Source organism: Arthrobacter sp. FW306-1B-G06A, assembly GCF_058781765.1.
The window spans coordinates 20,803-47,009 of the sequence record NZ_JBYSXB010000041.1 but is presented as its reverse complement, the minus strand read 5'-3'; the positions used below and the strand labels follow the sequence as shown (position 1 = coordinate 47,009).

At 63.1% G+C, this 26,207-nt stretch carries 19 protein-coding genes and 1 tRNA gene; 15 read left to right on the top strand and 5 right to left on the bottom strand.

All coding sequences use genetic code 11. The annotated features are described in order from the left end of the window. Window positions 1–315 (bottom strand): TetR/AcrR family transcriptional regulator (locus tag AC3WJM_RS18755; RefSeq protein ID WP_492272627.1); only part of this gene is annotated, 315 nt, incomplete at its 3' end. Between the two features lie 276 nt (window positions 316–591). Between AC3WJM_RS18755 and AC3WJM_RS18750 the strand changes: the two genes are divergently transcribed. The 7 genes from AC3WJM_RS18750 to AC3WJM_RS18720 all read left to right on the top strand — a co-directional run bounded on the left by AC3WJM_RS18750 (window position 592) and on the right by AC3WJM_RS18720 (window position 10,632). Then, window positions 592–663: transfer RNA gene (locus tag AC3WJM_RS18750), tRNA-Gln, on the top strand. Between the two features lie 154 nt (window positions 664–817). Continuing rightward, window positions 818–2,326: a bifunctional UDP-N-acetylglucosamine diphosphorylase/glucosamine-1-phosphate N-acetyltransferase GlmU gene (gene glmU, locus AC3WJM_RS18745; RefSeq protein WP_492272625.1), complete on the top strand. Its 1,509-nt coding sequence runs from the start codon at window positions 818–820 to the stop codon at window positions 2,324–2,326. Next, window positions 2,323–3,303: a ribose-phosphate diphosphokinase gene (locus AC3WJM_RS18740; protein ID WP_028266439.1), complete on the top strand. Its 981-nt coding sequence runs from the start codon at window positions 2,323–2,325 to the stop codon at window positions 3,301–3,303. The genes glmU and AC3WJM_RS18740 overlap by 4 nt, the downstream gene beginning before the upstream one ends. A gap of 403 nt (window positions 3,304–3,706) precedes the next feature. Continuing rightward, a complete protein-coding gene (locus AC3WJM_RS18735) occupies window positions 3,707–4,279 on the top strand; it encodes a 50S ribosomal protein L25/general stress protein Ctc (RefSeq protein ID WP_284752518.1) in 573 nt (190 codons plus the stop codon). 121 nt (window positions 4,280–4,400) lie between these two features. Further along, the gene (gene pth / locus AC3WJM_RS18730) at window positions 4,401–4,985 is read left to right on the top strand and encodes an aminoacyl-tRNA hydrolase (protein ID WP_059387937.1); all 585 of its coding nucleotides are present in this window, start codon (window positions 4,401–4,403) and stop codon (window positions 4,983–4,985) included. Window positions 4,986–5,174: 189 nt separating this feature from the next. Continuing rightward, window positions 5,175–7,895 (top strand): helix-turn-helix transcriptional regulator, encoded by a 2,721-nt coding sequence (locus tag AC3WJM_RS18725; protein ID WP_492272624.1) that lies wholly within the window; start codon window positions 5,175–5,177, stop codon window positions 7,893–7,895. Further along, the gene (locus AC3WJM_RS18720) at window positions 7,873–10,632 is read left to right on the top strand and encodes a LuxR C-terminal-related transcriptional regulator (protein WP_441437680.1); all 2,760 of its coding nucleotides are present in this window, start codon (window positions 7,873–7,875) and stop codon (window positions 10,630–10,632) included. Before AC3WJM_RS18725 ends, AC3WJM_RS18720 begins: the two co-directional genes overlap by 23 nt. 169 nt (window positions 10,633–10,801) lie before the next feature. Here AC3WJM_RS18720 and AC3WJM_RS18715 read toward each other — a convergent pair whose 3' ends face one another. Continuing rightward, entirely contained in the window at window positions 10,802–11,041 is a 240-nt protein-coding gene (locus AC3WJM_RS18715) for a hypothetical protein (protein ID WP_172465510.1), read from the bottom strand. A 46-nt stretch (window positions 11,042–11,087) separates the two neighbouring features. On the opposite strand from AC3WJM_RS18715, the gene AC3WJM_RS18710 reads away from it, so the two are divergent. The 5 genes from AC3WJM_RS18710 to AC3WJM_RS18690 all read left to right on the top strand — a co-directional run bounded on the left by AC3WJM_RS18710 (window position 11,088) and on the right by AC3WJM_RS18690 (window position 20,114). After that, window positions 11,088–13,622: a helix-turn-helix transcriptional regulator gene (locus tag AC3WJM_RS18710; protein ID WP_492272623.1), complete on the top strand. Its 2,535-nt coding sequence runs from the start codon at window positions 11,088–11,090 to the stop codon at window positions 13,620–13,622. Then, window positions 13,619–16,300, top strand: a complete 2,682-nt coding sequence (locus AC3WJM_RS18705) for a helix-turn-helix transcriptional regulator (protein WP_492272622.1) — start codon at window positions 13,619–13,621, stop codon at window positions 16,298–16,300. Before AC3WJM_RS18710 ends, AC3WJM_RS18705 begins: the two co-directional genes overlap by 4 nt. A gap of 494 nt (window positions 16,301–16,794) precedes the next feature. Then, window positions 16,795–18,177, top strand: coding sequence for a nucleotide sugar dehydrogenase (locus AC3WJM_RS18700; protein ID WP_284989824.1), 1,383 nt, complete (start codon window positions 16,795–16,797; stop codon window positions 18,175–18,177). Window positions 18,178–18,208: 31 nt separating this feature from the next. Continuing rightward, window positions 18,209–19,213 carry a dTDP-glucose 4,6-dehydratase gene (locus AC3WJM_RS18695; RefSeq protein WP_059387927.1) on the top strand — a complete coding sequence of 335 codons (1,005 nt, stop codon included), beginning with the start codon at window positions 18,209–18,211 and terminating at the stop codon, window positions 19,211–19,213. A gap of 121 nt (window positions 19,214–19,334) precedes the next feature. Continuing rightward, on the top strand, window positions 19,335–20,114 hold the full coding sequence (locus tag AC3WJM_RS18690) for a hypothetical protein (protein ID WP_307052631.1): 780 nt from the start codon (window positions 19,335–19,337) through the stop codon (window positions 20,112–20,114). Between the two features lie 204 nt (window positions 20,115–20,318). On the opposite strand, the gene AC3WJM_RS18685 is transcribed toward AC3WJM_RS18690, so the two are convergent. Continuing rightward, complete coding sequence (locus AC3WJM_RS18685; protein ID WP_492272621.1) at window positions 20,319–21,482, bottom strand: chitinase; 1,164 nt, start codon at window positions 21,480–21,482, stop codon at window positions 20,319–20,321. Between the two features lie 488 nt (window positions 21,483–21,970). Beyond that, on the bottom strand, window positions 21,971–22,279 hold the full coding sequence (locus AC3WJM_RS18680; protein ID WP_253257238.1) for a hypothetical protein: 309 nt from the start codon (window positions 22,277–22,279) through the stop codon (window positions 21,971–21,973). Between AC3WJM_RS18680 and AC3WJM_RS18675 the strand changes: the two genes are divergently transcribed. Both AC3WJM_RS18675 and AC3WJM_RS18670 read left to right on the top strand, forming a co-directional pair. Next, window positions 22,227–23,408, top strand: a complete 1,182-nt coding sequence (locus tag AC3WJM_RS18675) for a polysaccharide deacetylase family protein (RefSeq protein ID WP_492272626.1) — start codon at window positions 22,227–22,229, stop codon at window positions 23,406–23,408. The two genes, AC3WJM_RS18680 and AC3WJM_RS18675, sit on opposite strands and share 53 nt — an antisense overlap. Continuing rightward, on the top strand, window positions 23,405–24,787 hold the full coding sequence (locus AC3WJM_RS18670) for a glycosyltransferase family 2 protein (RefSeq protein WP_492272620.1): 1,383 nt from the start codon (window positions 23,405–23,407) through the stop codon (window positions 24,785–24,787). The genes AC3WJM_RS18675 and AC3WJM_RS18670 overlap by 4 nt, the downstream gene beginning before the upstream one ends. Window positions 24,788–24,912: 125 nt before the next feature. Here the strand turns inward: AC3WJM_RS18670 and AC3WJM_RS18665 are convergent, their stop codons facing one another. Next, window positions 24,913–25,650, bottom strand: coding sequence for a hypothetical protein (locus AC3WJM_RS18665; RefSeq protein ID WP_307052629.1), 738 nt, complete (start codon window positions 25,648–25,650; stop codon window positions 24,913–24,915). Window positions 25,651–25,678: 28 nt separating this feature from the next. Here AC3WJM_RS18665 and AC3WJM_RS18660 point away from each other — a divergent pair, with 28 nt between their 5' ends. Then, complete coding sequence (locus AC3WJM_RS18660) at window positions 25,679–25,894, top strand: hypothetical protein (protein ID WP_284989819.1); 216 nt, start codon at window positions 25,679–25,681, stop codon at window positions 25,892–25,894. Window positions 25,895–26,207 lie beyond the last annotated feature (313 nt).

Genomic DNA, 26,207 nt, shown 5'->3' with positions numbered 1-26,207 from the left:
GCGCATGAGGATCCGGAAGCCGTCGCTCCGCTCCTCGATGTAGCCGAGCAAGGCAAGGGCCGCCTGTTCAACGAGGACGCGTGGTTTGGCTTCGGCGGCGAGGGACTCGTTGATGGCGTCGAGGAGGATCCGGAATTCGAACTCCACAACCTGGGTGTAGAGGCCTTCCTTCGAGCCGAAGTGCTCGTAAATCACCGGCTTGGACACGCCCGCGGCGGCTGCGATTTCGTCGATGGTCGTGGCGTCCAGGCCGCGGGCGGCAAAGAGGCCCCGGCCAATTTCGATGAGCTGGGAGCGGCGCTGGGAGCCTGTCATCCGGGCACGGACAACCTGGGCTGCGGGTGGGTGGTTGATCACCCTGGAACCCGTCGACTGCCGGGGAAGTCCTGTGCTGTTGCTCACGCATCCATCATGCCTTATGGCAAGCGTGAAGCGGCCTCTGGAGTGCCCGCCAATACCGCTGGAAAGGACTCGGGGTTGCGCCAAGTCGCGAACACCGCGATGGTCATGGCAAACTAGATTCTTGTGTGTGCGACCCGGTCAATCGGGAACCCCGCGGACCCTGCGTCCGCAAGGGCTAAGTGCGCACGGTCCGCTCTGGTGTAATGGCAGCACCCCGGCCTTTGGAGCCGTGGAGTATAGGTTCGAATCCTATGGGCGGAACTTGTCGGTGGTCTGCCGGCACCGCCTCTGAAGGCACCGTCTCTCCCGAAGCTGTCCACTGGCTGCACGGAAGGCTGTGAATCGGCAAGAGTAGGATAGAGCAGATGCCGCAGCCGGGTTCGCCCGGACGTAACCGAGCAAGGAGAGCGACTTCGTGAGCCCCGATACTACTGGCCCCGCCGCTGTCATTGTCCTAGCTGCCGGAGCCGGTACGCGGATGAAGTCACGGACTCCCAAAATCCTCCACGAAATCGGCGGACGCTCCATGGTGGCGCACGCCATCCTCGCAGCGCGCTCCATCGATCCCCGGCAGCTGGCCCTCGTGGTCCGCCATGAGCGGGACCTCGTCGCCGCGCACATTGAACTGATCGATCCCGACGCCGTCATCGTGGACCAGGACGATGTTCCGGGGACCGGGCGCGCGGTGGAAGTAGCCCTTGACGCCTTGGACGCGAAGGCAGAACTCACTGGCACGGTAGTGGTCACCTACGGTGATGTGCCTTTGCTGACCGGTTCCCTTCTGTCCGAGCTGGTCGCCACGCACGAATCCGAAGGCAACGCCGTGACGGTCCTGACCGCGGTGCTCGACGACGCCAATGGCTATGGCCGCATCCTTCGTGCCGAGGACGGCACCGTGCTGGGCATCCGCGAACACAAAGACGCGAGCGACGCCGAACGTTCCATCCGCGAAGTCAACTCCGGCATCTACGCTTTTGACGCAAAGGTGCTTCGCGAGCAGTTGCGCAAAGTGACCACCGAGAACATCCAGCAAGAAAAATACCTCACTGACGTTCTTGAATTGGCGCGCGACGCCGGAGGCCGGGTTTCCGCCGTCGTCACCGCCGACCGTTGGCAGGTCGAGGGAGCCAACGACCGTATCCAGCTCGCCGCGCTCGGCGCAGAGCACAACCGCCGCATCATCGAGGCGTGGATGCGTGCAGGCGTCACGGTCGTCGACCCGGCCACCACCTGGATCGATTCCACCGTCACACTGGACGAAGACGTCCGTCTCCTGCCCAACACACAGCTCCACGGCACCACCACCGTGGCGCGCGACGCCGTCGTCGGCCCCGACACGACCCTCACCGACGTTTTGGTGGGCGAAGGCGCGAAGGTGACCCGCACCCACGGCTCAGGATCGACCATCGGTGCGGGAGCCAGCGTTGGCCCGTTCACCTACCTGCGTCCCGGCACCGTCCTTGGGGAGACCGGCAAGATCGGCGCCTTCTACGAAACCAAGAACGTGACGATCGGCCGCGGTTCCAAGCTGTCCCACCTCGGCTACGCCGGCGACGCCGAGATCGGCGAGGACACCAACATCGGCTGCGGCAACATCACGGCCAACTACGACGGCGAGAAGAAGCACCGCACGGTGATCGGCTCCGGTGTACGGACCGGTTCCAACACTGTCTTCGTGGCCCCCGTAACGATCGGCGACGGCGCATACAGCGGCGCCGGTGCCATCATCCGCAAGGACGTTCCCGCCGGAGCCCTCACCCTGAGTGTCGCTCCCCAGCGCAACGCGGAAGGCTGGGTCATCGCCAACCGGCAGGGCAGCAACTCGGCCCAACGGGCGCAGGCTGCGCAAGCCGCGCTTGGCTCCACTGCCACCCCCGATTCCTCAAGTACTCCGGCAACCACAGAAGAGGGCACACAGGCATGAGCGAAATTACCGCACACGGCGAGAAGAAACTAGTTCTCGCCGCCGGACGGGCGCACCCCGAGCTGGCGCAGGAAATCGCCAAGGAGTTGGAGACCGAACTCCTGCCTATCGACGCCTACGACTTCGCGAACGGGGAGATCTATGTGCGCTCAGCGGAGAGCGTCCGTGGCACCGATGCCTTCGTCATCCAGGCGCACCCGGCCCCGCTGAACAACTGGCTCATGGAGCAGTTGATCATGATCGATTCCCTGAAGCGCGCGTCCGCGAAGCGGATCACGGTTGTGTCGCCGTTCTACCCGTACGCCCGGCAGGACAAGAAGGGCCGCGGCCGCGAGCCGATCTCCGCCCGCTTGGTGGCAGACCTTTACAAGACCGCCGGCGCGGACCGCATCATGTCGGTGGACCTGCACACGTCCCAGATCCAGGGGTTCTTTGACGGCCCGGTGGACCACCTCATGGCCATTCCGCTGCTTGCCGACTACATCCGCACCAGGGTCGAAGCGGACAACATCACCGTTGTCTCGCCGGACACCGGCCGTGTCCGCGTTGCGGAACAGTGGGCCGAGCGCCTGGGCGGTGCGCCTTTGGCGTTCGTCCACAAGAGCCGCGACCTCACGGTGCCGAACCAGGCCGTCTCGAAGACCGTCGTCGGACAGATCGAAGGCCGCACCTGCGTCTTGATCGACGACATGATCGACACCGGTGGAACGATCTCCGGCGCCGTCCAGGTCCTCAAGAACGCCGGCGCCAAGGACGTCATCATCGCGTGCACACACGCCGTCTTCTCCGAGCCGGCGGCACAGCGCCTGGCCGATTCCGGTGCCCGCGAGGTGGTCGTCACCAACACCTTGCCGATTCCGGCCGACAAGCGCTTCCCGCAGCTCACGGTCCTGTCGATCGCACCGTTGATTGCGCGCGCCATCCGCGAAGTGTTCGACGACGGTTCCGTCACCAGCCTCTTCGACGGCAACGCCTGATCCCCACCGGTTCCCAGCCTTCGCAAGCTCAGGCCGGGGCCCTCGCCGGCGTGGGCCCACTCATCGCTGGTCCAACCCAACTGGCTCGCATTAGTTGTCGTTATGAGCCCTCAAAACGACAACTAATGCGAGCCAGTTGGGGCGGGGCGGGGTCGTTTTCCCTTTGGCGGGACGCGGCTGCTAAACTCTTGGGGATACCTTGGCGAGGGAGAGCACATCCGGGTTAAAACCGGATTGCGGGTCTCCGTTATCGACTGGGTCTGAATCTCCTTCAACGAAGGCGGACCGAACCTGCTGCTCAGCGGCTGGCATTCCGCCGGGCGTGGAAGGTCACCACAGACCTCCGCCCTTGCTGATCGACTTGCCGGCAATTCGCCGGCGCCACAGTAATCAAGGAGTACACATGTCTGAGCAGAAGCTCGCAGCAGAACTGCGCACCGAATTCGGCAAGGGTTTCGCCCGCCGCGCCCGTGCAGCCGGCCAGATCCCCGCCGTCATCTACGGTCACGGCGCTGAGCCCATCCACATCAACCTCCCGGGCCGCGCCACCACTCTGGCCGTCCGCGTTTCCAACGCCCTGCTGGCCCTGGACGTCAACGGCGAAGAGCACCTTGCCCTCGTGAAGGACATCCAGCGCGACCCGATCAAGCAGATCATCGAGCACATCGACCTCCTGACCGTCCGCAAGGGCGAAAAGGTTACCGTTGACGTTGCCGTCCACGTTATCGGTGAAGCTGCCATTGGCGCTGTCGCCAACCAGGAAGCCACCACGGTTTCCCTCGAAGCCGAGGCTACGCACCTGCCGACCTTCGTCGAAATCAGCATTGAAGGCCGCAAGGCCGGCGAGCACGTCCACGCTTCGGACATCGTCCTCCCGAGCGGTTCGGAACTGCTCACCGATCCCGAGACCCTCATCATCAACATCTCGGAGGCCACTTCGGAGGCCGAAGAAGAGGCAGCTCCTGCCGCTGAGTAGTCGTTCGGTTTATTAGTCTTTCCGACTAACTGCGGCATTAGCCTTAGCGGGTGGCCGGGTCCCTGAGGGGTCCCGGCCACTTCTTTTTCATTCCACACTCTTGATTCCCTAGGATGACTCCATGACAGACACCTGGCTGATTGTAGGCCTTGGCAATCCCGGCGCTGAATACAGCCACAACCGCCACAACGTCGGCCAAATGGTCCTGGACGAACTGGCCTCACGGATGGGCGGAAGCTTCAAAGCCCACAAGGCCCGGGCGCAAGTGGTCGAGGGCAGGCTGGGGATCGGCGGACCGCGCGTAGTGCTGGCGAAACCGATGAGCTACATGAACGTTTCCGGGGGACCCGTATCCGGCCTGGCCAGGTTCTTCGACATCGCCCCTGATCACGTTATTGCCGTCCACGACGAAATTGATATTCCCTTCAATACGGTCAAGCTGAAGATCGGCGGCGGAGAGGGCGGGCATAACGGCCTGCGGGATATTTCCAAGGCCTTGGCTACAAAGGACTACTTGCGGGTTCGCGTGGGGGTGGGCAGGCCGCCCGGAAGAATGGACACCGCGGATTATGTCCTCAGGGATTTTGGAGCTTCCGAGAAAAAGGAGCTGCCATTCCTCCTGGATGAAGCTGCGGATGCCGTCGAGGTATTGATGACTCAAGGTTTGCTTGCCGCCCAGCAGAAGTTCCACCCCGTCAAGGCCTAGCAGCGTGGGCCTACGTGCACTCATTTCGGTGGTTAACAAGTACCCTGATCGTTAGTCGGCTGGCTAATTGATTCACGCCGATCGCTATGATACTTTGCAAATCACTGCTGGGGGTGAAGAGGAAATACAAAAGCAAACGACCCGCTGAACGTCACGTCCGCCAGAGCTGCGAAGGTAGCGTGATCTAAATTGCGAGCAACACCGGAGTCTGAAACAGAGCGACCCGCAACGGAGCGGCAAGCACTGGGCGCTGCAGAGCGTCGAAAATGGTCGTCCCTGGTCCGGCAGGATCTTCAGAACACGGTTATTGACGCGCTCGGCGACCCGTCTTTGTACGGAGTGGTGGTGGTTGGCGCGCCGGGCGTTGGCAAAGCGATTTTCGCCCGTTCGGTTGAGGCCCGGCTCACTCCAAAGACTCACGTCCTGCACCTCCACGGCTCCACGGACGTCAGCACTCCTTTTGGGGCGCTGGCCCATCTGGTGGCGAGGCTTCCCGTCGATGCCGCAGATTCTCCTGGCGCGATCATCCACGGCATATCGCATTTGATAAGTTCGGACGCCGCGGGGCGCGAAGTGCTCTTGGTCCTTTCGGAACTGCCCGCTTTGGACAGCATGAGCACGGCCCTTCTGGTGCACTTGTTAATCAGTGGGACAGCGAAAGTCCTCGTCACTGTCCGCCAAGCCACAGACATGCCCGAAGACCTGATCAGGCTGTTGAAAGACGGCCTCCTGGACGAAGTTGAACTTCAGGTTTTTTCACGGGCGGAAGTTGCTAAATTACTGAGCGGCGTCCTTGGTAAACGGGTGACCGCTACTGCTGCAAGCGCTTTGCACGCGTCCAGCGGTGGAAATCCCTTGGTGCTCCAGGCCATCGTCACCGAACAGCTCCGCTCAGGCAACCTGCACCTGGCCGGACAGGTTTGGGCGATGAAGGGCGAAATCCACCTTTCTTCCGCTGAAGTCCTGACCGACTTGGTCCGCTCGCGCCTGGCTCGGGAGACCCCCGCGGTCCAGGAAGCCCTGGAGCTGCTTGCCCTCATTCGAACGGCCCCGCTCGCCGTGCTCTTGGACGTCCTGGAACCTGAAGTGGTTGCCGAGATGGAGTGGTCCGGCTACCTGCGCGTCGAACCGTCAGGCGCCCGCCGGGTGGCGCTGCGAGACGAGTACATGGGTGAGGTTATTCGGGGCTGGATGGATCTGCCACGGCGGAATGAACTGCGGCGGCTCGCCGCCGGGGTGATCGGCAGCATCACCCGGGACCTTGATGCCGAGGCGCTCCTGGGCTTTGCGTCTTCGACACTGAACGTCCGCGAGACCCTTGAACCAGGAGTGGCACTGGCAGCTGCGACGGCAGCGAACAGGCAATTCGATCCCTGGTTCGCCTTGGAATGCGCCCGGCAGATCGGCCGCGAGGACAAGGAATGGGTGGCTGCCGCCCAGCAACGCTGCGTTTCCCACGTTATTCTGGCCGAGCACGAGGCCGCGGTGGCCGCTTTGAAGGATGTGACGCCCGAGCAGCTTCGGCGCCTCCCGGCGTACGACTACGCGGACTATGTCCAGGAACTCTGCAGCGCGCTGCTGTGGGTTCCAGGTGGGCACCTCCAAATACCCGGCCTCATCGCCGAGGCCCGGGAGGATCTTTCCCGCCGATCGCAGGAAACCGGAGCGGATGCCACGGAAATCGAACGGGCAAGCGGGATGCTCAGGCTCGCGAGTTTCGAGCTCCACGTCCATCAGGGCGAGTATGCCGAAGTTGCCGAAGCCTTGGAGCAGGAGTACCGGGACGGCATCGATCTTCAACAAAGGCTGAGCTGCGGGAGCCTGCTGATCATGGCCTGGGCGGTGTTGGGCAGGGAAATGGAAGCGATCGAGCTGGCGCGCGAGCTGAGGCACAAGATACAGCGTGCAAAGGCGCGGCCGCGGTTGCACAACTGGTTGTCCGAAGGCTTGTTTGCCGCACTCCTGTGCAGCGGACAGTGGGAAGAACTAGCCCGGATGCTGACTGCGACCCTCGATCAGCAACCAAAGAACATCCATTATCTTGGCGGTGCCGCCGAACTGGCGCTGGGCGTTTCCTACACCTACGCAGGACGGGCTTCAGTCGCGATCGACACCCTGCTGGGCGCCCAGGCGCAGTTGGAGATCAGGCGCAACTACTACGGACCAGCACTGGCCTACTCCGCGCTCGCTTTTGCGTACGCCCAGGCCGGAGACGTGAAGGAATCCCGGACTTTTCTCGAATTGGCCGAAAAGGGACAAGGGGAAACGGCCTGGTTCCCCGCCTGGATGGCCGAATTCTGCGTCAAGATGGCCAGGCGTTGGCTGAAGGATCCCGGGGCGAAGCAAAGCCTCATCGAGTCGGCCAACCGGGATTTGGCGAAAGGACGGATCACCACGGCGTCCATCAGCCTCTTCGGCGCCACCGTCCACGGCACCGAGGAGGAACTGTTGCTCCTGGAGCAGGTTTCGTCCCGCCGCCAGGGCAAGATGGCCGCAGTCAACCGGATGGTGGCGGAGGGAACCCGCAAGAAGGACCCGAAGACGTTACTACTTGCCGCTTCGGTTGCCCAGGAACTGAAATTGGATGCAGTGGAGTCCCGCTGTGCCGTCCTGGCCTTGGACATCGCCCGGGAAGCCGGCGATTCAGCGTCCGCAAGGCTGGCCCAGCAACGGCTGGACCGCTTGGTCGGGACCGTGCCGGTACTTCCCCTGACACCTCACACTTTTGGACCCGAACTGACGGAAAGGGAGCGTCAGGTTGCAAAGATGGCCAGTCAAGGGTTGAGTAACAAAGAGGTAGCCAACCAGTTGCAAGTTTCCGTGCGCACAGTGGAAGGCCACCTTTACCAAATCTTCACGAAAATGGGAATCTCATCGAGGAGCGAGCTTGAAGGAACCGCGCAGTCATGACAACGCTGCGGCGGTTCATGCTCATGCCGGAGAACGCGCTACAAGGCCGCCCGAACCGTGGCTCGACTATGGGCATTTGCTCCCCGGAATTACGGCCGCCATCCGCGCGGATGATTGTTCGGCCGTCTTCATCGTGGGCGATTCCGGCCTCGGCGCGTCGTCCCTCCTGGCCCAGCTGGGCAGCGTTTTTGGCGGGGAAGTTGCGGTAGTCCCGATACACGGAAGTCCGTCACTGACCGCTGTCCCGTATGGGGTACTGGCTCCTTTCCTTGCCCATCTTTCACTCGCCGACATATCTTCCCGGGTTGCCGTGCTTCGCTCACTGTGGGATCACCTCGAGGGCATCCGCGTAGGTACAGGACCGGCTTTGCTGCTGGTCGATGACGCGCACTACCTGGACGATGCCACGTGCGCGATGCTGACCGAGCTTGTCCAGGCAGGATGGGCCAAAGTCGTGGCCGCATGCGTTCCACGGCCGGGGGTTCCAGCACCGCTCTTGCGCATGTGGCACGAGGGGACCGCCGAATGGTTCGACCTGGAGCCTTTGACCGCTGAGCAAGGCCACGAACTGTGCGAGGCATTGCTCGGGGGAATCGTCTTGAACAGCACGAGCCATGGTTTCTGGACGGAGGCGGGCGGCAACACCCTCCTCCTGAAGACCCTTGTCCGCGAAGCTGAGAGCTCGGGAACCCTCGTCCAACGGCACGGCGTTTGGCTCAAGACGGCCGCGACTCCGGTCCACACGGTAAAGCTGGAGGCCGTCGTCAAACTTCAGCTGATGCGCATTTCGGCCGCGGGCCGGGAAGCCTTGAACTTGATCGCATTGGCAGAACCGGTGGACGAGACGTTGATTAACGTTGTGGCCGGTGAAGCGGCCGTCCAGGAGCTGGTTGACCAGCATTTGATCAAGCCCGGAGGCAACGGGTTGCCAAATCTCCGGCTCGTCAATCCGGTCTACGGAGAGGTGCTGAGAAGCATCGTCCCGGCCGCGCAGAGCCTCCAACTGCATCGGCAGCTGATCTCCCGGATGGATGTGTTGGAGGATAACCCGGATTCCTTGTTGCGGATGGTGACATGGTCACTTGATTGCGGGGCGGACGTGCCCGATCGTCTTTTGATCCGGGCCGCGGTCCTTTCGGCGAGGCTACTGCAGAGCGAGACCGCATTGCGTATGGCGTCCGCGGTCCGGGACGTGCAATGGCAATCGATTGCTCAAGCCGTTTTGGCCCGCTCATACTTCAATCTCGGCCGCCGGGACGAGGCCGCGGCAGCCTTGGCCCAGGAAACTGTGGATGGCGACGCCGGACCCTCCCAGGTCGTATCCAGCAGCGTCCTTCGCGCGGCCACGCGTGCAGCCGTCGGGCAGTCGGCTTCCTTGATCCGGGCGGAGGCCGAGATCCTCCGCGAATGGGGCGAACAGCAGCCCGGCCTCGACGGCCAGCGGACGCCGGCCGCGCAAGCCGCGGTGACGCTCGCCGCCACCGTGATCGGGCTGCTCGCCGGCTCCGTCGATGGCGATTACAAGAGGATGGGCCCGGAACTGGAGCGGGTGCTCCTCCAGTCAGGAACCGTGGAAGGCTCCTTGGCCCCACTGTTCAGGGGCCTGGCACTCGCACTTAAGGCAGAAATGATGTGCGCCCTCGGCCGCGGGCGCCAGGCGAGGCTATTGGTTCTCGAAGCTGCCGCCTTGGCGCAGCCCCAGGAGAACGATGTCTTCTTCATCCCCGAGTTCATCTCCGCCCGGCTCGTCATCTGCGCGTTGGCCGTAGGTGACTGGGCCGACGCACAAAATCTCCTCGACAGGTACTACGAATCGTCGGGCGTCTCGATGGCGACCTATGGCGGCGCGGCCTACGTGGTGGCCGGATACATTGCCATCAGGCAGGGAAAAACCGGCGACGCCCTGCCCTTGCTGACGGCGGGACTCGAAGCCTTGAGGGACAGCGATCCGCAGAATCTCTTCGGACTGTGTGCCGCCATGGCTTTCTATGCCGCGGCCGGCGCCGGGCTGCCTGAAGCCGAACGGTTCCGGGCGGACTTCAAAGCCTGGGGACAACACAGCACCCACCTTCTCGCGGCACAGGCAAACAGTTTTTTCGACGCCGGACTTGAACTCCTCAACGCCGACGGTTCGGGAGTGGAAGCGTTGCACCAAAACGCTGACGACGCGGCGAAGGAAAACGCGACGTACCTTGAACTTCATGCCCTTGAGCTTGCGCTCGGCCTGGGAGACACCAGCAGGTTGGACCGGTTTTGTGAAACCGCGGCTGCAACGGAGGGCGAGTGGGCACAAGCGCTCGCCGAGTATGGGCGGGCACTGAAGTTCGGGGGAGCTGCCCGGTACCTGTCCGCAGGGGAGAAGCTACAGGCCGCCACTGCCTACCATCTGGCCGCCAAGGCATATGGATTGGCGTTGGCAGCACCGGATCGCGGCCAGACCAAGGAGCTCAGCGCCGTAGCGCGGGCGGGGCTGGCGCACTGCAACGAAGAACTCGGCCAGGGCAGCGAGGAAACGCAGAACGAGTCCGTGGTTCCGAAGCTGACCAAGAGGGAATGGGACATCGTCAATCTGGCGGTCCAGGGACTCAGCGACCGGCAGATTGCGGACACGCTGCTTATCTCGGTCCGGACGGTCGAAGGGCACCTGTACCGCTGCTATTCGAAATTGGGGATCACCGGCAGGGACGAACTTGCAGGAGCCGCGGCCGTCGCGCAAGGAGCGTCGAGTACAGGCTGAAGCCGGGAATGGCCGCGGGGGAGTAGTAGTGCACTCTCGATTCGAACGGACGCCACTGCCAGCGACGAGTACCCGCCACACGGGGGAAAGGTACTCACACCCGCATACGAGTATCCGGCACCATGAAAGTCGAGTACTCACTACTGGTGTGGGCCTGACGGCCAGCTGGTTAATTGGGGGGTGTCACCACTCGATCACTGGGGGTCTCGCTCATGTTGACAGCAGGCAGTGCATCTACGGTCCATGCCGTTCGGTCCGGGAACGCGTCCCGGTACCAGGCGTTCGACGCATCTTCGGCGACGTCTTCGTCGGATGGAACCGGAGGCAAATCGGTAATTTCGACGGCCTGGCCGCCGATCGGACCCAGAGCCGCTGTTGAGGACATCGCCGTCGCGCTGGCAGCTTCCAAGGGTGGCGTCCTTGTTACTGGGCCGTCGGGGAGCGGCAAGAGCTACTTGACTACTCGCGCGGTGAACGAGCTACGCGGGCGCTCATTCGTCGTCGTCATCCGCGGCAGCGCGGCGTTGGCGAGATCACCGTACGGCGCCCTCAATATCCTTCTGAGCGATCTTGACCCGGGATACCTGGCGCATCCAGTCCTGGTGTTGTCGGCACTCACCAATTTGCTCCGTGAGCGCTCCGAGGGAAAGCCGGTGTACCTGGTCATAGAAAACGCGACCGAGCTTGATGAGTTGGCGGCCATGACAGTGGCCCAACTTGCGAGGAACGGCACAGCGCAACTTGTCCTCACCTGCACCGACCCGCAGCGGCTCTGCGGCGAGATCACGCGGCTGTGCGGGGATGGCTTCCTGCACCGGATCGACCTCAAGCCCCTGACTTTCCAGGAATCGCACGCCTGGCTCGAAGCCGGGCTCGGAGCACAGGTCTCCCCGTCCGGCGCCCATGCCCTGTGGACGGCCAGCGGGGGCAACCCGCACTACCTCAAGATGCTCGCAGCGGAGCTCGCCGAATCGGGTTCGCTCCTGAAAAGCGACGGCGTCTGGGTCCTGACGTCCCGGAGCGAACAGCATGGCAGGGCAATCACCGATCTGATCACCACGCGGCTTGGGCGAATGGGCGACGGTGAGCGCAAAGTCCTGGAGATCCTTTCACTGGCCAGGGCCGTGCCCCTGGAATCCCTGCTGGCACTCGCCTCGGCGGACGATGTGGACTCCCTTGAGAAAAGGGGCGTCCTCGTCGTCGACGACTCGTTGCCCAGGATGGCCCGGCTCCAAAGCCAGCTGGTCGGTGACGTGGTCCGGGCGAACGTACCCCCTGGCCGCAGCAACGAACTCCGGGGCCTGCTCCTTAAATCGATGGATCCGGCCCTTGGCCAACGCTCGATGTTGCTATCCATGGCCGCTTGGGCATTGGACTGCGGAGCCAAGCTGGGAAGGGAAGAAGCGCTTGAAGCTGCCGCGATGGCGAACCGGCAACTTGATGCGCGGCTGGCCCTGCGCTTGGTCCGGTCCATTCCGGGCCACTCCACGGTGCCCGGGGCAGTAGCCGAGGAAGCCCGCGCGATGATGACACTGGGTGACGTCGCTGCGGCCCGGGAGCTGCTGGGTCTTCACTTGGATGAACCCGGGGATGAAGCCACCCTGGCCGAATGGGTCCGGCTCAAGCTGGCCGAGGCCGCAGTCCTTCTGGCCCTTCCCGAAACCACGGCGCAAGCCTGCGAAACGCTGGCCCGCGTAAGGCAGCGGCTCGAAGCCGAAACCGGCGAAGAGCAGGACATCGCAACACTTCGGGAGGAACTTGTCCTTGCCGAATCGCAGGCAGCCAGCTATTCGGGTTCCTACGCTGAGATGGCGGCAAGACTGGAAGAAGTTCTTCAAGACTTTGAATCGCACGGCACCGAGTTCCGCCTCCTCGCCGGAAGCTGGCTGTGCGAGGCGTGGGCCCTGACGGGACGGCAATCCGAGGCGGCGGACATGGCGGAACAGCTGACGGCTGACTGCCATGATCCCGCTGTTTCGGTCGCGGCGGCCCGACGCGCCACATCGCGGCTGCGGTTCGCCTTCGTACTTGCAGGACGGTGGGATAAAGAGGCGGAAATGGTCCAACCCGGCGACGACCTCTTGGTTTCCGTCGCCGAGGCACTGCCTACAGCGATCGATCTTCCCAAAGCGATCTTCCGGTGCCTCCAGGGACGGGGCCAGGACGGTTTGGACGCGCTCATTCCGGTCATAAGCCAATTGCGCGTCCAGGACAACGAAGGCATGTTGGATGTCGCCTGCACTGCGGCGGCCTACGCCTCGGCCTTGCAGGGCGAGCAGGAGCAGGCCCTGCGCTACCTGAAGGAAGCCTCCACCCAGCTGCGCCGGCCGACGTGGCGGAAGGAACGGACGAAGAGGTACCTCGCGGCGTTGGCCCGTGATCGGGTCGACGGCCCGGAGGCCGCCGTCGAGGAGCTCCTCCGCTTGGCCGACGCCGACCGGGACGAGGGCGCCCCCGGTCACGAGATCTTTTGCCTCAGTTCAGCCGTTCGGCTTGGCGCGGTGGCAGCCGCTCCACGGCTGTTGGACACGGCACTCCGCTGCCAGGGACGATTCGCGGAACTGTGCGTTGCGTACGCACGGGCGACGATGTCCGGAAGCGCAGAGCTTCTTCTTGAGGCTGCACGGTTGGCCGAAGACATGCAGAACGACAGGTTTGCCTTCGATATCGCGGAGACGGTGTTGCAGCTGGACCAGGTTCAGTTGGACAAGACGGCCCTCAGGAAGGCGCGGCAGCTCGCGGAAACGTGCCGGCAGCGCCTGCGCACCCCGCAAAGCGGAAACCAAGAGGGATTGAAGCTGACCGCTCGCGAGATGGAGATCGCCAAGCTGGCGGCGAACCGGGAGAGCAACAAGGGTATCGCCGCTAAGCTCCATGTTTCAGTTCGCACGGTGGAAGGGCATCTTTACCAGATCTTCGGCAAGCTGAAAATCGTTGAACGCTCTGAGCTGAGCTTCGCGCTTGGCAACGTCGAAGGTGGTGCGAAATGACTGAAGTGGTTGCGGCCGATGCGCTTGTCGGACGATTCAACGTGATGGCCGCCGTCGTCGACTGCCTTCTCGACGCCAATGGGCCCGGAGTCCTGCTTTTCGGTGACGCGGGCATCGGCAAGACGGCACTGATTAACGAAGTGGTCTATGAATTAGGGCAACGTGTCCGCCCCTTCAGGGTCTTTGCCGGTCCAACCCTGGCCTCGGTACCGTTCGCTGCCTTGGCGCCCCTTTTGACGGCCTTGACCCCGAGCCAGATCAACGAGCCATTGTCGGTCCTGAGGGCCGTGGTCGCGGCGTTGAACCCGGCAGGCCAGCCACATCCGGCACCGGCGGTCCTGATCGTGGAGGACGCACATCACATCGATGACAGCAGTGTGGCTGTCCTGGCCCAGTTGGCAGCCGCGGAAGCCGCCAAGGTCGTGTTCCTTTGCCGTCCGTATCCGGCGCCGCCCGCAGAGGTCTTCTCGATGTGGTCCGAGGGACTCGTGGACCGATTCGACTTGCAGCCGCTCAACGAGCAGGAAGTCAACCAACTTTGCGCCCAGGCCTTGGATGCGCCCGTCGTCCAGGGCACCAGCGCCGTCCTTTGCAAGTACTCGGGTGGAAACCCGATGTTCCTGCTGGAACTCATCGAACACGCCAAGTCGTTGGGCCAACTGGTCTGCCGCAACGACGCCTGGATGCTTTCGGGTGAGCTTCGGGGAACCAGCGTGCGTTTGATGGACCTTGTCCGGAACCAGATCCTGATGCTGGGCGCCGCGCAGCGCGACACCCTGGAGACGGTGGCCCTCGCCGAGCCTGTCCCGCTGAACGTCGTGCAACGGGCCGGCGACTCCAGCGCCGTGGACGAACTGCAGGAACTGCACTTCATCGAGATTGCGTCCGACCCCGAGCGGCATGTCCGGCTGGCCCAGCCGCTGGTTGGCGAAGTCATCCGCCAGCTGGTCCCGACCGCCCACAGCATGACCATCCGGCGGCGCATCGTGAACCTCATGGAGTCCAAGCCGCAGACCATGGACGGGCTGCTGCGCTACGTCTCCTGGGGATTGGAATCGGGCACCGAGGTTCCGGACTCCGACATCCTGGAGGCGGCCCAGCTGGCAAACCGGTTGTTCATCCCCAGCTACGTGGAGCGGGTTACCGGCGCGATCAAGGATCCGTCCCTGAGGCTTGCCGCCCAAGTAGAGGTGGCGCGGGCCAAATGGTACCGGGGCGACATCAGGGGATCGGTGTCCTCGCTTGCGGGGGTCGTGGATCGGACCAATGATCCGCGGACGGTCCGGCAGGCATCGATGTTGGCGGCCCAGCTCGCCGGGCGGCAAGGCGTCGGGCCGAACGCCATCAAACAGGCTGCGTACGAATGGGAGGCAGCCTTGGCCAGGCTTGCCGAATCCCGTCAGGGCATCGACCCCGATGAGCTGGAACGCGGGAAACTGGGAAGCAGGCTCCTTTCGCTGGAAGGCCTCCAAACCGAAGGCCACTACGTCGAGACAGAGCGGGAACTCCGCCAGATCTGGAAAGAAGCGGACGACGACGAGTCCCGCCTCGTGGCGGGCACCCTCCTCGCAGAGGCCATGGCGGTCACGGGACGGCCGGTGTCCGCCATCCAGATTCTGATGGAGATACAGGAAATGGTCGCCGCGAGCGGCGACTGGAGCCTCCAGTACGCAGGAATGGTGATGCGCCGCTACATCCTGGCTTTGCAGCAGGCAGGCGAATTCGGCGTTCTTGAAACGTTCCTCAAGAACCATGTTTCCCAAGCACCGAACTCCCTGATCTATTCGGGCGGGATGCTCCACCTGGCTGCCGGAATGGTGGACCTGCGCCGGGGAGACCTGGGAGTGGCCCTGCCCCGGCTTCGCCAGGCTGTCAGCATGCTGCGCGTCTCCGACATGGGGAGCGACTTGCCCGACGCCGTTGCTGCCGCCGCCTACGCGGCGTCGATCCTGAAACGCCGGGAAACCGCGATGACGTACTCGAACGAATACGACACATTGGTCCGGGAAGGCGTGCATCCGTCGCTGCTGGCACAAGGTCATGCGGCAGTTGCGCGAGCCGAGCACACCGGAACGCAAACGGCGATCTCGAGACTCATGTCCCTTGCGGATTCCGCGGCCGCGGACGGGGCTATCGGCGCCGAGATCGACATCCTGATGTTAGTCCTGAGGCTGGGAGACCCCAGTGTGGCGCGTCGGCTGGTAGCGGTAGCCCAGGGCAGCGAAGGCCGCACTGCGGAGTTCGCCTTGAGCGTCGGGCTTGCCCTCGCGCACAAGGACGCGGATCGCCTCATTGAGCTGAGTGATTCGGCAGCCAAGGACGGACTGGAGCTTGCCGCCGCTGACTGCGCCAGCCACGCCCTACGGATCCTGGAAAGCAGGGGGGACAAGGCTCGCCAGCTCGAAGGACAGCGACTCCTCAAGCGTCGCACCGCCGCTCTCGACAAGGCCGGCCCGGCCGTTGAAGGAGCCTCCCCGGATCTCCAGAAGCTGACCCGGCGCGAACAGGAAATCGCGACGCTCGTGCAGTCGGGATCGAGCAACAAGGACATTGCGCTGAGCTTGGGCCTGTCATTGCGCACGGTTGAAGGCCACTTGTACCGAATGTTCGCCAAGCTTGGCATCAGCCACCGCGAAGACTTGATGAACGGTGCCCACGGCGCGCAGGGACTGGGCTAGCCGCAGGCGCGACTGGGTTGACCACTGGGATCGGGTGACCGCTTCCCCGAAGCCGCGTTCCGCCGTCGTGCGCTTGAACAGACGGCACGCAAAGGGCGAAAGGCCTAAAAGCGAGTACTGAATCGAGTGGTTAAAAGCGCTCGGACGGGTAGTCAATCGCCGCGGGAGGGACCGCGCATCCAAAGACGGGTAGAGCCCACTCGCGCCCGCCTTGGGGGTTCGTTAATACGCTTTTCCTGATGGCAACCGCCACTCATTTGGGGATAAGTGGGTCTCGAGATGAAACGCAGGAAGAATTCTTTGCTACAGGAAAACCACCCGGTGATCCAGCGAGAAGTCAACTCCAATGCGACCGGTTTCCCGCATTCCGCGGGCACCCCCACAATCGAGCCGGCGGCGGGCGGTCATGTGCCCTCTGAGACCAGGGCACGTCCCGTTCCGCCGCCGGCTTTCTTTCACACTGGAGACAACAGGCACCGGGAGGTCGACTGACCATGGCACCGAACACGAAGGTAAAGACCCTCAAGGCAGAGCCCAACGGGAGCTCGCAGTCCTTGCACACGCAGGCACCAGCTTGGCCGGAGGGCGCGGGAACACGGACAACCACACAAGATCAGGCGTTTACTTTCGACGTGGCGATCGTGGGCATGGGCTATGTGGGCCTGCCCACGGCCCTCGCCATCAACGCTTCCGGTCGGCGTGTCCTCGGCCTTGACGTGTCCGACGCCCGCCTGGCCGTGATCCGGGAGCAACGGGCAGATCTTCTGGACTCCGACAGGGAGCGGCTCAGCAACGCGCTGCTGGACCCGACCTTCATGCTGAGCAGCGATTTGTCATTGCTTGCCCGCGCGGCGGCAGTGGTTGTGTGCGTTCCCACTCCCGTGGACGAGTACCTGGTTCCGGACCTCTCCATTCTGCGGGCGGCCTGTGCCTCGGTGGTCGATTTCGCCACCACTGGCCAGTTGCTGATGCTGACCTCCACAACGTACGTCGGATCCACGCGCGACCTCCTGGCTTTGCCCCTGGCAGCGCGGGGACTTATCCCGGGCCATGACGTGTTCGTGGCCTTCTCGCCCGAGCGCATCAACCCCGGCGTGGATTCGTTCTCCCACGAAGACGTCCCCCGGGTAGTCGGCGGCGTGACCCCGGCGTGCGGCGAAGTTGCCGAACGGCTCCTGAGCGCCAGCACCAAGTTGGTTCACGTGGTGCCGTCGGCGGATGTCGCCGAGATGACCAAGCTTGTGGAGAACACGTTCAGGGCCGTCAATATCGCCCTGGCTAACGAATTCGCCGATATCTGCCACGAACTCAACATGGAAGTCATGGACGTCATCGATGCGGCGTCCACCAAGCCGTATGGATTCATGGCCTTCACACCCGGTCCCGGAGTCGGCGGACACTGCATACCGTGCGACCCCCACTACTTGCTGTGGCAATTGCGCAAGGCCCGCTTGACTGCCCCCGTGATCGAGCAGGCGATGGCCGGGATTGCGGGCAGGCCGCACCAGGTAGTGGAGAAGGCCCGGCGTATCCTGTCGGACCGTAACCACGGTGTTTCCGGTGCACGCGTCATGGTCCTCGGGGTTGCGTACAAGCCCGACGTCGAAGATCTCCGGGAATCCCCGGCGTTGGAAATCATTGCCGCCTTGATCGCCGACGGAGCGGAAGTGGCATTCTCGGATCCTTGGTGCCAGACGGCTCCCGACGGCCATGGCGGGACCCTTCAATCCGAGCAATCGCCTGCTGACTGGGGTGCGGACCTGGTGATCCTGCACACGAGGCACAGCCAGATGGAACTTGACTGGCTGGCCGGAGCTCCGGCAGTCCTGGACACGACATACCGCTTGCCCAAGGCCGGCAACGTAACCCGGCTCTAGATCCACCAGGTTTTCGACGGAAGCAGGAGTAATGAAAACAGCAATAACCGGCGGTGCCGGGTTCATAGGAAGCCATCTTGTTGAGTACTTGTTGGCGGCCGGGGACGAAGTCGCCGTGCTGGACAACTTGTCGACCGGACGCCTGGAGAATCTCAAAGGCGTCATCGGCCACAGGAACTTCCACTTCGTCGAGGGCACCATTCTCGACCGTGACGCAGTGGACAAGGTGGTGGCGGGTGCCGACAGGGTCTTCCACCTGGCCGCCGCGGTTGGCGTGAATTTGATCGTCGACCACCCGTTGGAGAGCCTTCGCACGAACATCCATGGCACCGAAGTGGTCCTGGACTCGGTCCTTGAATCAGGTGCCTCGCTGTTGCTGGCATCCACAAGCGAGATTTACGGTAAGAACACCTCGGACAGCCTCTCGGAGGAAGCGGACCGCATCCTGGGATCCGCGCTCAAGTCCCGGTGGACCTACGCAGCCGCCAAGGGTATTGACGAGGCATTTGCCCACGCGTACTGGCGCCAATTCGGGTTGCCGGTTGCCATCGTGCGGCTCTTCAACACGGTCGGTCCGCGGCAGACAGGCCGCTATGGAATGGTTGTTCCGCGGCTTGTGCGGCAGGCGCTCGTCGGTGAACCCCTGACGGTTTACGGAGACGGCCATCAAACCAGGTGCTTCTCCTACGTCGGCGACATCGTTCCGGCCATCGTCCGCATTTCCGAGGAACCGCTTGCCTACGGAAATGCGTACAACCTCGGCGGCAGCTACGAGATTTCGATCCTGACGTTGGCCGAGAGGATTGTCGAACTCCTTGGGAGCGGCAGCGCGATCACTCTGGTGCCTTATGAGCAGGCCTACTCAGAGGGCTACGAGGACATGCGCCGGCGGGTTCCGGACAACAGCAAGTCCTTCGGGCTTGTTGGCTTCGAGCCGAAGACCACCTTGGATGAGATCATCCTCAACGTCGCGGCCGACTACAAACCCGCAAAAGTCTTGGATCCGGCAGGTTGGAAGATTACCCTCGCGTCGTGAACGAAGGGACGGCATAGCCTACAGCGTAAGGACGGGCGGCTGGGTGAGTGGAGTACGCGCTGACCGGTCGCCCGCCCTTGTCCAAGGAAAGATCCGACGAACCCTTTTCCAGGAGCACGATGTGAATCGCCCAGCATCCGGATCCAAGCGTCACGGACGAGGTGGAGCGGCTGTGCTTGCGGTCCTGACCCTGCTGACGGCAGCGTGCGGTGGACCGAGCCCGAGCCCGAGCCCGAGTCCGACGCAATCAGCCGGCCGGTATCCCTGGCACACCGGGATTGTATCCACCACATTTTGGGTCGGCGAGATCTTTGATCCCAAAGCGGCAGACGGGAGCCAAGTGATGTCGACCTACGACTCCCAATGGATGCAGAGCTATGGAGGCTGTGACGGCGTCGTGACGAACGGCTGCAAGACCGAGGCGAGAACGCAGGCCAAAGGCTATGCACCGACCAGCATGACTCCAAAGGAGAACCCGTTCTACCTCGATCTTCCTTACGACGACGTCAACGATCCCACCGCCTTCGCGGAACGGGCCAGTGTCATCCCGTGGGCAAACGATCCGGGTTTCGCGGGCAATGCCCAGAACCGTTCCTTCAGTTACATGAAGAACCAATGGGTCAGGATCCGGATGGGCAACCGGGAATGCTACGGACAGATTGAAGATGCGGGTCCGGGCCAGTATCACGACAAGGACTACGTTTTCGGCTCCAATGACGCCCGTCCGGCCAACAAGAAGTTCAACGGGGCCGGAATGGACGTCTCGCCTGCGCTCAACGGGTGCCTTGGTTTCTCCGATCTTGATGGCGAGTCGGACAAAGTCGACTGGCAGTTCGTGCCACGGGACCAGGTTCCCGCGGGACCGTGGCTGAACATCGTCACGGTCAGCCAAGTGAAGTAGCACCGGCAACCGGAGCCGTCCAGGCAATCCGGTAGAGACAGTCCCAAGAAAACCGGAGGTATCCATGCAGTGGCTTAAGAAGCTGTTTCGGCACGGTAACGGAAGGCACCTCGCCCGCCCGGCCGAAGCCAAGAACCAGAACAGGGCGGACCGTCCAGGCCAGGCATGATCCTCTGCCAATCGGCGGGATCGTTGATCGGCGGGTCAGGGCAGTTTGGCGTGGAATCCCGCGCTCAATACATCGGAGAAGCGTTGGGTTCCTTGATCGATCCCGCTACACACATGGCTGGCCGGATCCTCGGGGGTGTCCTCGGGGCACGACGTGTCCCGGTTCAAGGACCACATGGACACCCGTTGAACCCCCTTGCTGATGGCGAATGAGTTCAATCCGCGGGCCGCGTCAAGGTCGAATATCTCGCCCGGGAGGTCGTTCCGGCCGATCATAGGGGTCAGGCCCATCTTTCCCCAGATCTGTTCGCTGTTAAGGGTGATTCCCGCACGCTGGTAGATGATGCTTAGCTGGTCGTTGGTGGACTGGGCCGCTGAGGTTCCGGCATCGAGCATGCTTTGCGATTCGCTCCGGCTTGAACCGTAGTTCATGGTCATGATGTTGACCCCGGAGAGTTCGACGCCGGCGGCGAGCATCTGGTCGACGGCGGAGGTTCCGGCGTCGGTCAGCCCTTGCGGGGTGACCGGGAGGGTCAGCCAAATTGAAAGGGCGTGCCCTTCCCTGATCCTCTCCTTCTGGAGGGCAGCGACGGCTGCGGCGCGGCGCTGCCAGGCCGCGCTGTCCGCCAGGTTGTCGCCCTCGATGTCAAAGTCGATTGTTCCGGGGTTGTAGCGTTCCAGGACCGCACGATAGGCCCTTTCCAGATCTGTTGTATTCGAGCAGGAGTTGGCGAGCTCGCTGTTCACTGAGCCGCCGAAGGACACAGCGAAGGCGCCGCCGTTTGACCGAAGCTTGGCGATACGTTCTTCGAGCTTGAGCGAGGTCTTCGCGGCATCGAGGCTGTATGTGCTACCCCAACTCGGTGTGCAGGGCTGTCCAGCCAGTGCCACCACGAACGCCAGCGTGACATTCTTGGTGCCCTCGCCCACGGGTGTCTCGAAAGCGTATTGAGGGACCACCGTGACGTCGACGTAGCCGGAAAACCACGGGGGCTCGAGGGAACCGTTTGCGTCCGTGGTAAAACGCCACACGAGGATGCCCCCCATCCCCACCGCCACAAGGATTGCGGCAATGCAGGCCCGGGCGAAAGCTGACAGCCGGCGGCGAGGTCCCTTGGCCGGGGACGACGAGCGACGGACGTCCCGCGCGCCGTCCGACTCAGCCGAAACGGACGCGCCGCTTCCCCGGTTCCTGGACACTCTCTTCCGCCATCCTTAAATTCCGACTGCCTGATTGCACCATTTGACCACGAACGGATCGGATTCGCCCCTGCCCGCGCCCCGACGTTTGAGCCCGGTGTTGCGCGCGCAGCGCACGAGTAGTGGCACCGTCCGGACGTCAAGGTTGAGTGTAAAGACGGGTAGAGCGTACTCGTGTCCGTGGTCGCCCTGGTTCTTACGCTGATGGTGTCAGTTGGTTGAGGGCAACGGGGGAAAGACAGGTCTCAGAATGGAAATGGACGCTCTGGTCCGAGCGGCATTAGGACGCGGCGGATTAAACCGAGAAGGCGTTTGCCTGGAGTTCGAACCTGCTCTTGGGGGATCCTGCACGGTCCCTCCCATGGACCCTGCGCCAATTGACGGCGCTGCCGGACGGCAGCGCGCCCTCATCGAGAGGGCCCCTGAGCGGGGGCCGGTGGTGAATAAGCCTTTGAGACCGAGGCTTCCCCCAGTCGCCACCGGCCCCTTCAGGAACCACGGCAGTGCGGGTTGGCGATGAGTCCGCGGGGGAAGGGCATCGCATCCGGACCGATCCGCATGTCGAGGAAGCGGGCAGGTCTTTGGGCTGCCTCGTGGGTGTCGGTGCTGCTCCTGTTGACGGGCGCAACATCGCTGATCAACGGAAGCCAGGCTCCCTCCGGATCCGGAACCACCAGCCCCACGCCGTCTGCCGCCCCGCTCTCATCCGTTAGCTTGACGTTTGATGCGGGCCGGTCAAGCCAGATGGAGGCGGCCCGGATCTTGAAGGACCACGGCCTCCGGGGCACGTTTTTCATCGATTCGGGCTTTGTTGGAGCGCCTGACTACATGACAACGGACAATCTCCACACCCTGGCCGCGGACCAGAATGAGATCGGCGGGCATACGGTCACCCTTGCCGATGTGACTTCCGTAGAGCCTGACGAAGCATCGAGGCAGATCTGCAACGATCGGGTGAACCTTACGGACTGGGGCTTCAAGGTCACCTCCTTTGCCTATCCGTTTGCGGCTTCGACGCCGAAGTCGGAAGAGCAGGTCGCTGGATGTGGCTTCAACAGCGCGCGTGGCCTCGGCGAGATAACCACTCCCATCGACTGCGCGGGCTGCGCTGCAGCGGAATCCGTCCGTCCGGCGGACCTGTTCCGGACGCGGGCAACATCCGAGGTCGGCAGCAAGTGGACGTTGGCCGACCTTCAGGCGACAGTAACGCAGGCCGAAAAGGCCGGGGGCTGGTTGCAATTGACCTTCTACGACGTCGACAACAGCGGCAGCCCCCGCTCCATCAGCCCCGCGTTGTTCGAACAGTTCGCCACTTGGCTGGCGGCCAGGACACAACAAGGGACCATGGCCGTGCGCACGGTACATGACGTGATCGGCGGCGTGGCGAAACCCGTGGTGAGCGGTCCCGTGGCGGCGCCGGCTGCACCAGGAACGAATGCCCTTCGGAATCCGGGGCTGGAAACGGCTGGAAAGTATGGCTTGCCGCAATGCTGGCAGGTGTCGTCCTATGGCAAGAATGCCGTGGTCCTGAGCACTTTGACCCCTGGACACTCCGGCGCTGTGGCCCGACGCCTGGACGTGAGCGAATACTCGTCCGGTGATGCCAAACTGCTTCCCGTCCTCGATCTGGGAGCCTGCGCTCCGAGCGTGAGTACCGGCCACAGCTATTCGCTCAGGGCGTGGTACCAGTCCAACGCGAAGACCCAATTCGAAGTGTATTACCGCAACAAGCTGGGCACGTGGACCTACTGGACGGCCAGTCCGTGGTTCGCGGCCAACACCAGTTACGAGCAGGCGATCTGGGATACGCCGCCCGTTCCGGCAGGAGCCGAGGCCATCAGCTTTGGACTGAACCTCTTCAGTGATGGCCAGCTTGCTACCGATGATTACGAAATGTACGACACAGTGGGAGCTCCGTCGCCGTGATAGTTCTGCTTTCGATCTTCTTGGTTCTGGGGGTCAGTACGATCTTTTGGTCGGTTGCCGGGCTGGTCCGCCTGGCGGGTGAGGAATCGTGGCGGGTCAAGGGGATGTCTTCCCGGATCCGGGGGTGGATCGCGCTGCTGCGCGGCGGCACGGTACCGATCCCTCGGCGTCCGCGGGCCCGCCATCGTGCGAAGGGGGTGCGGCTCTACCCGGCGAATGTCGCGGTCCTCGTGGCCGCCCACAACGAGGCCCTGGTCATCAGGGAGACAATCCTCGCCGCGTCCGCTTTGGTACCTCGCCGCAACATCCACGTCGTTTCGGACATGTCCACTGATGACACAGCAGCTATTGCTCGGGCCGCGGGGGTGAAGGTCCTTGACCTTGAACCGAACCGTGGCAAGGCAGGCGCACTCGCGGCGGGCATCGCCCACTTCGACCTGTGCAAGCGGTTCAAGGTGGTCATGCTCCTGGACGCGGACACACGCCCGACGCCGGATTACCTCGAAACGGGGTTGCCGCTGTTTGACGATCCGACGGTGGTTGCCGTCGCGGGACGGGCCAAATCGATCATGAGCCCGGCACCTCCGACGGCGATCGGCCGATTCCTCGTGGCATACCGGGAGCGCTTGTACATCGTGGTCCAATTGCTCCTCAAATACGGCCAAGCGGCGCAAGGGGCAAATGTCGTCTCCATCGTGCCCGGATTCGCCAGCATGTACAGAACCAGTGCACTCGCAAAAATAGAGGTCCTGGCGCCGGGACTGGTGATCGAAGACTTCAACATGACGTTTGAAATCCATGCGAAGAAACTGGGAAGGATCGCATTCCATCCCTCTGCGGCTGTTGCGTACACCCAGGATCCGGACAACCTGAAGGACTATATCAAGCAGGTGCGGCGGTGGATTCTTGGTTTCTGGCAAACCGTCAGGCGGCACGGCCTGCAATTCAGCAGATTTTGGTTTGTCCTGGGGCTGTACATTGTTGAACTCGTAGCCAGCTGCCTTTTCTTCGTCCTTCTGGTGCCGGCATTCCTGCTATCGTCCCTCGCTGCCATCGAGGTGTGGATTTTCGGCAATCGCTCAGAGGTTTTTATCTTTCTGTCAGGCGTCCTGCGGCCCCAGGACGTTCTCATTGGGGTCTTCCTGCCGGACCTCTTCTTGACAGTCCTTGCCGCAGTTTCGATGCGCAACCCGCGCTTTTTGTTGATGGCGCCCTTCTTTCCGTTGATGCGGATATTGGACGCAGTGATTTGCCTCCAGGTCTTGCCCAAGGCGTACTCGGCGAGTTCGTCGGGAGTGTGGGTCAGCCCGGTTCGGAGGATCCAACGCCAACCTCAGGAAATCGCGACGCCGGGGCCGTCCGTGGTGCGGACCGGCTAGGGACAGCCCTGGAAAGGTGGCGGACACGCGGACGCCCATGCCAGGCAGCCATTGCGGCTGGGTGGCATGGGCGTCCGACACTCCCGGAGTGGGTAATGTCCTGCTGACCCGTGGGTCCCGGGATATTAGTTGGTGACTCCCGAAGTGGTGACAACGTTGAGCCACGGACCGGCCGGCACGCTGGCACGGTCAACGAAACGCCACGATACGTGGTCATTGTCGCCGTTCAGCTCGGCGAAGCCCAGGCAGCCGTTCAATGCAGGGGAGACATCCATGCCTGCACCCTGGCTCGGGTCGCCGGAGAAGGACTTGTTGGCCGGACGCGCGTTGTTCGCGCCGAAGACGTAGGCCGAATCGTGGTAGAGCGAACCGCTCGAGGGCCCGGCGTCTTCAACTTGTCCGTAGCAAACGGCGCCATTGGGGCCGGTGATCTGGACCCATGCGTTCTTCATGTAGCTGTAGCTTGAGTCCGCACAGTGGTTGATGCCCGTTTTGGCGTTGTCCGCGGCGGCCCACGGAATAACATTGCAACGCTCGGCGAAAGCGACGCTGTCATTGACGTCGTCGTAAGGCAGGTCCAAGTAGAACGGGTTCTGCAAAGGCTTGGGCTGGTGCAGCGGGAAGTACCCATTGCTGGCTACGCGCTGTTCCGTGGCGCACTGGAAGCTCGTGCCGGTGCCGGAGCTGACTCCGTCGCAACCGCCGTAAGTGCTCCCGGGGCAACCGCTCGCGCTGGACGGAGTGGTTCCCATGTTGACCCCCGTGTGCTGCAAGGCCCACTGGCCGTTGTAGGTGGAGCAGACCTGGGAGCCGTCCGAGAGGCTGGCATTGAAGATCTCGCCCACCCAGAAGGTGGTGCTCACGATGTTGGTGTGGAGGGGGTAGGTTCCCGTGACGGGCAGGGGCGCTGCCGTTGGTGCGGGTGCGCCGGCGGCTGTTGCGGCCGGAGCGGGGGCGGCGGCAGCGGGCGTGCTCGACGGCGCCGCGGCCGGAACATTGCTGGGTGTGGGCGTCGGCGTCGGTGCCGGCGTGGCGGTGCGCGTTTGCGCGGATGAAGGCGAAGGCGATGAGCTTGGCCGCGAATATGAACCGCGGTCGCCGGCCTGATAGGAGGATTTGTGTGATGACTGGACAGCTGAGATGGTGGCGAACCCACCAAAGGCAAGTACAGCCACGGCGATCAGTGCTGTGAACAGGTGTTTCATATTTTGGGTGACATATCTGTTGGGGACATAGACATACGAGACCTGGGCAATGGATAAGGCGAGCTGCAGCTGAACGTGCGGCAGCGTCGTACACGGCCAAACGGTGTGTCACGACAGAGTTGTTGCGGAAATCGGCTGCGCTTCAACTCCCCAGAAGTAGCCAGCCGGAACTTACTCTTGCGGCACCAGCTTACACAGTCAGATCACAGAGCGGT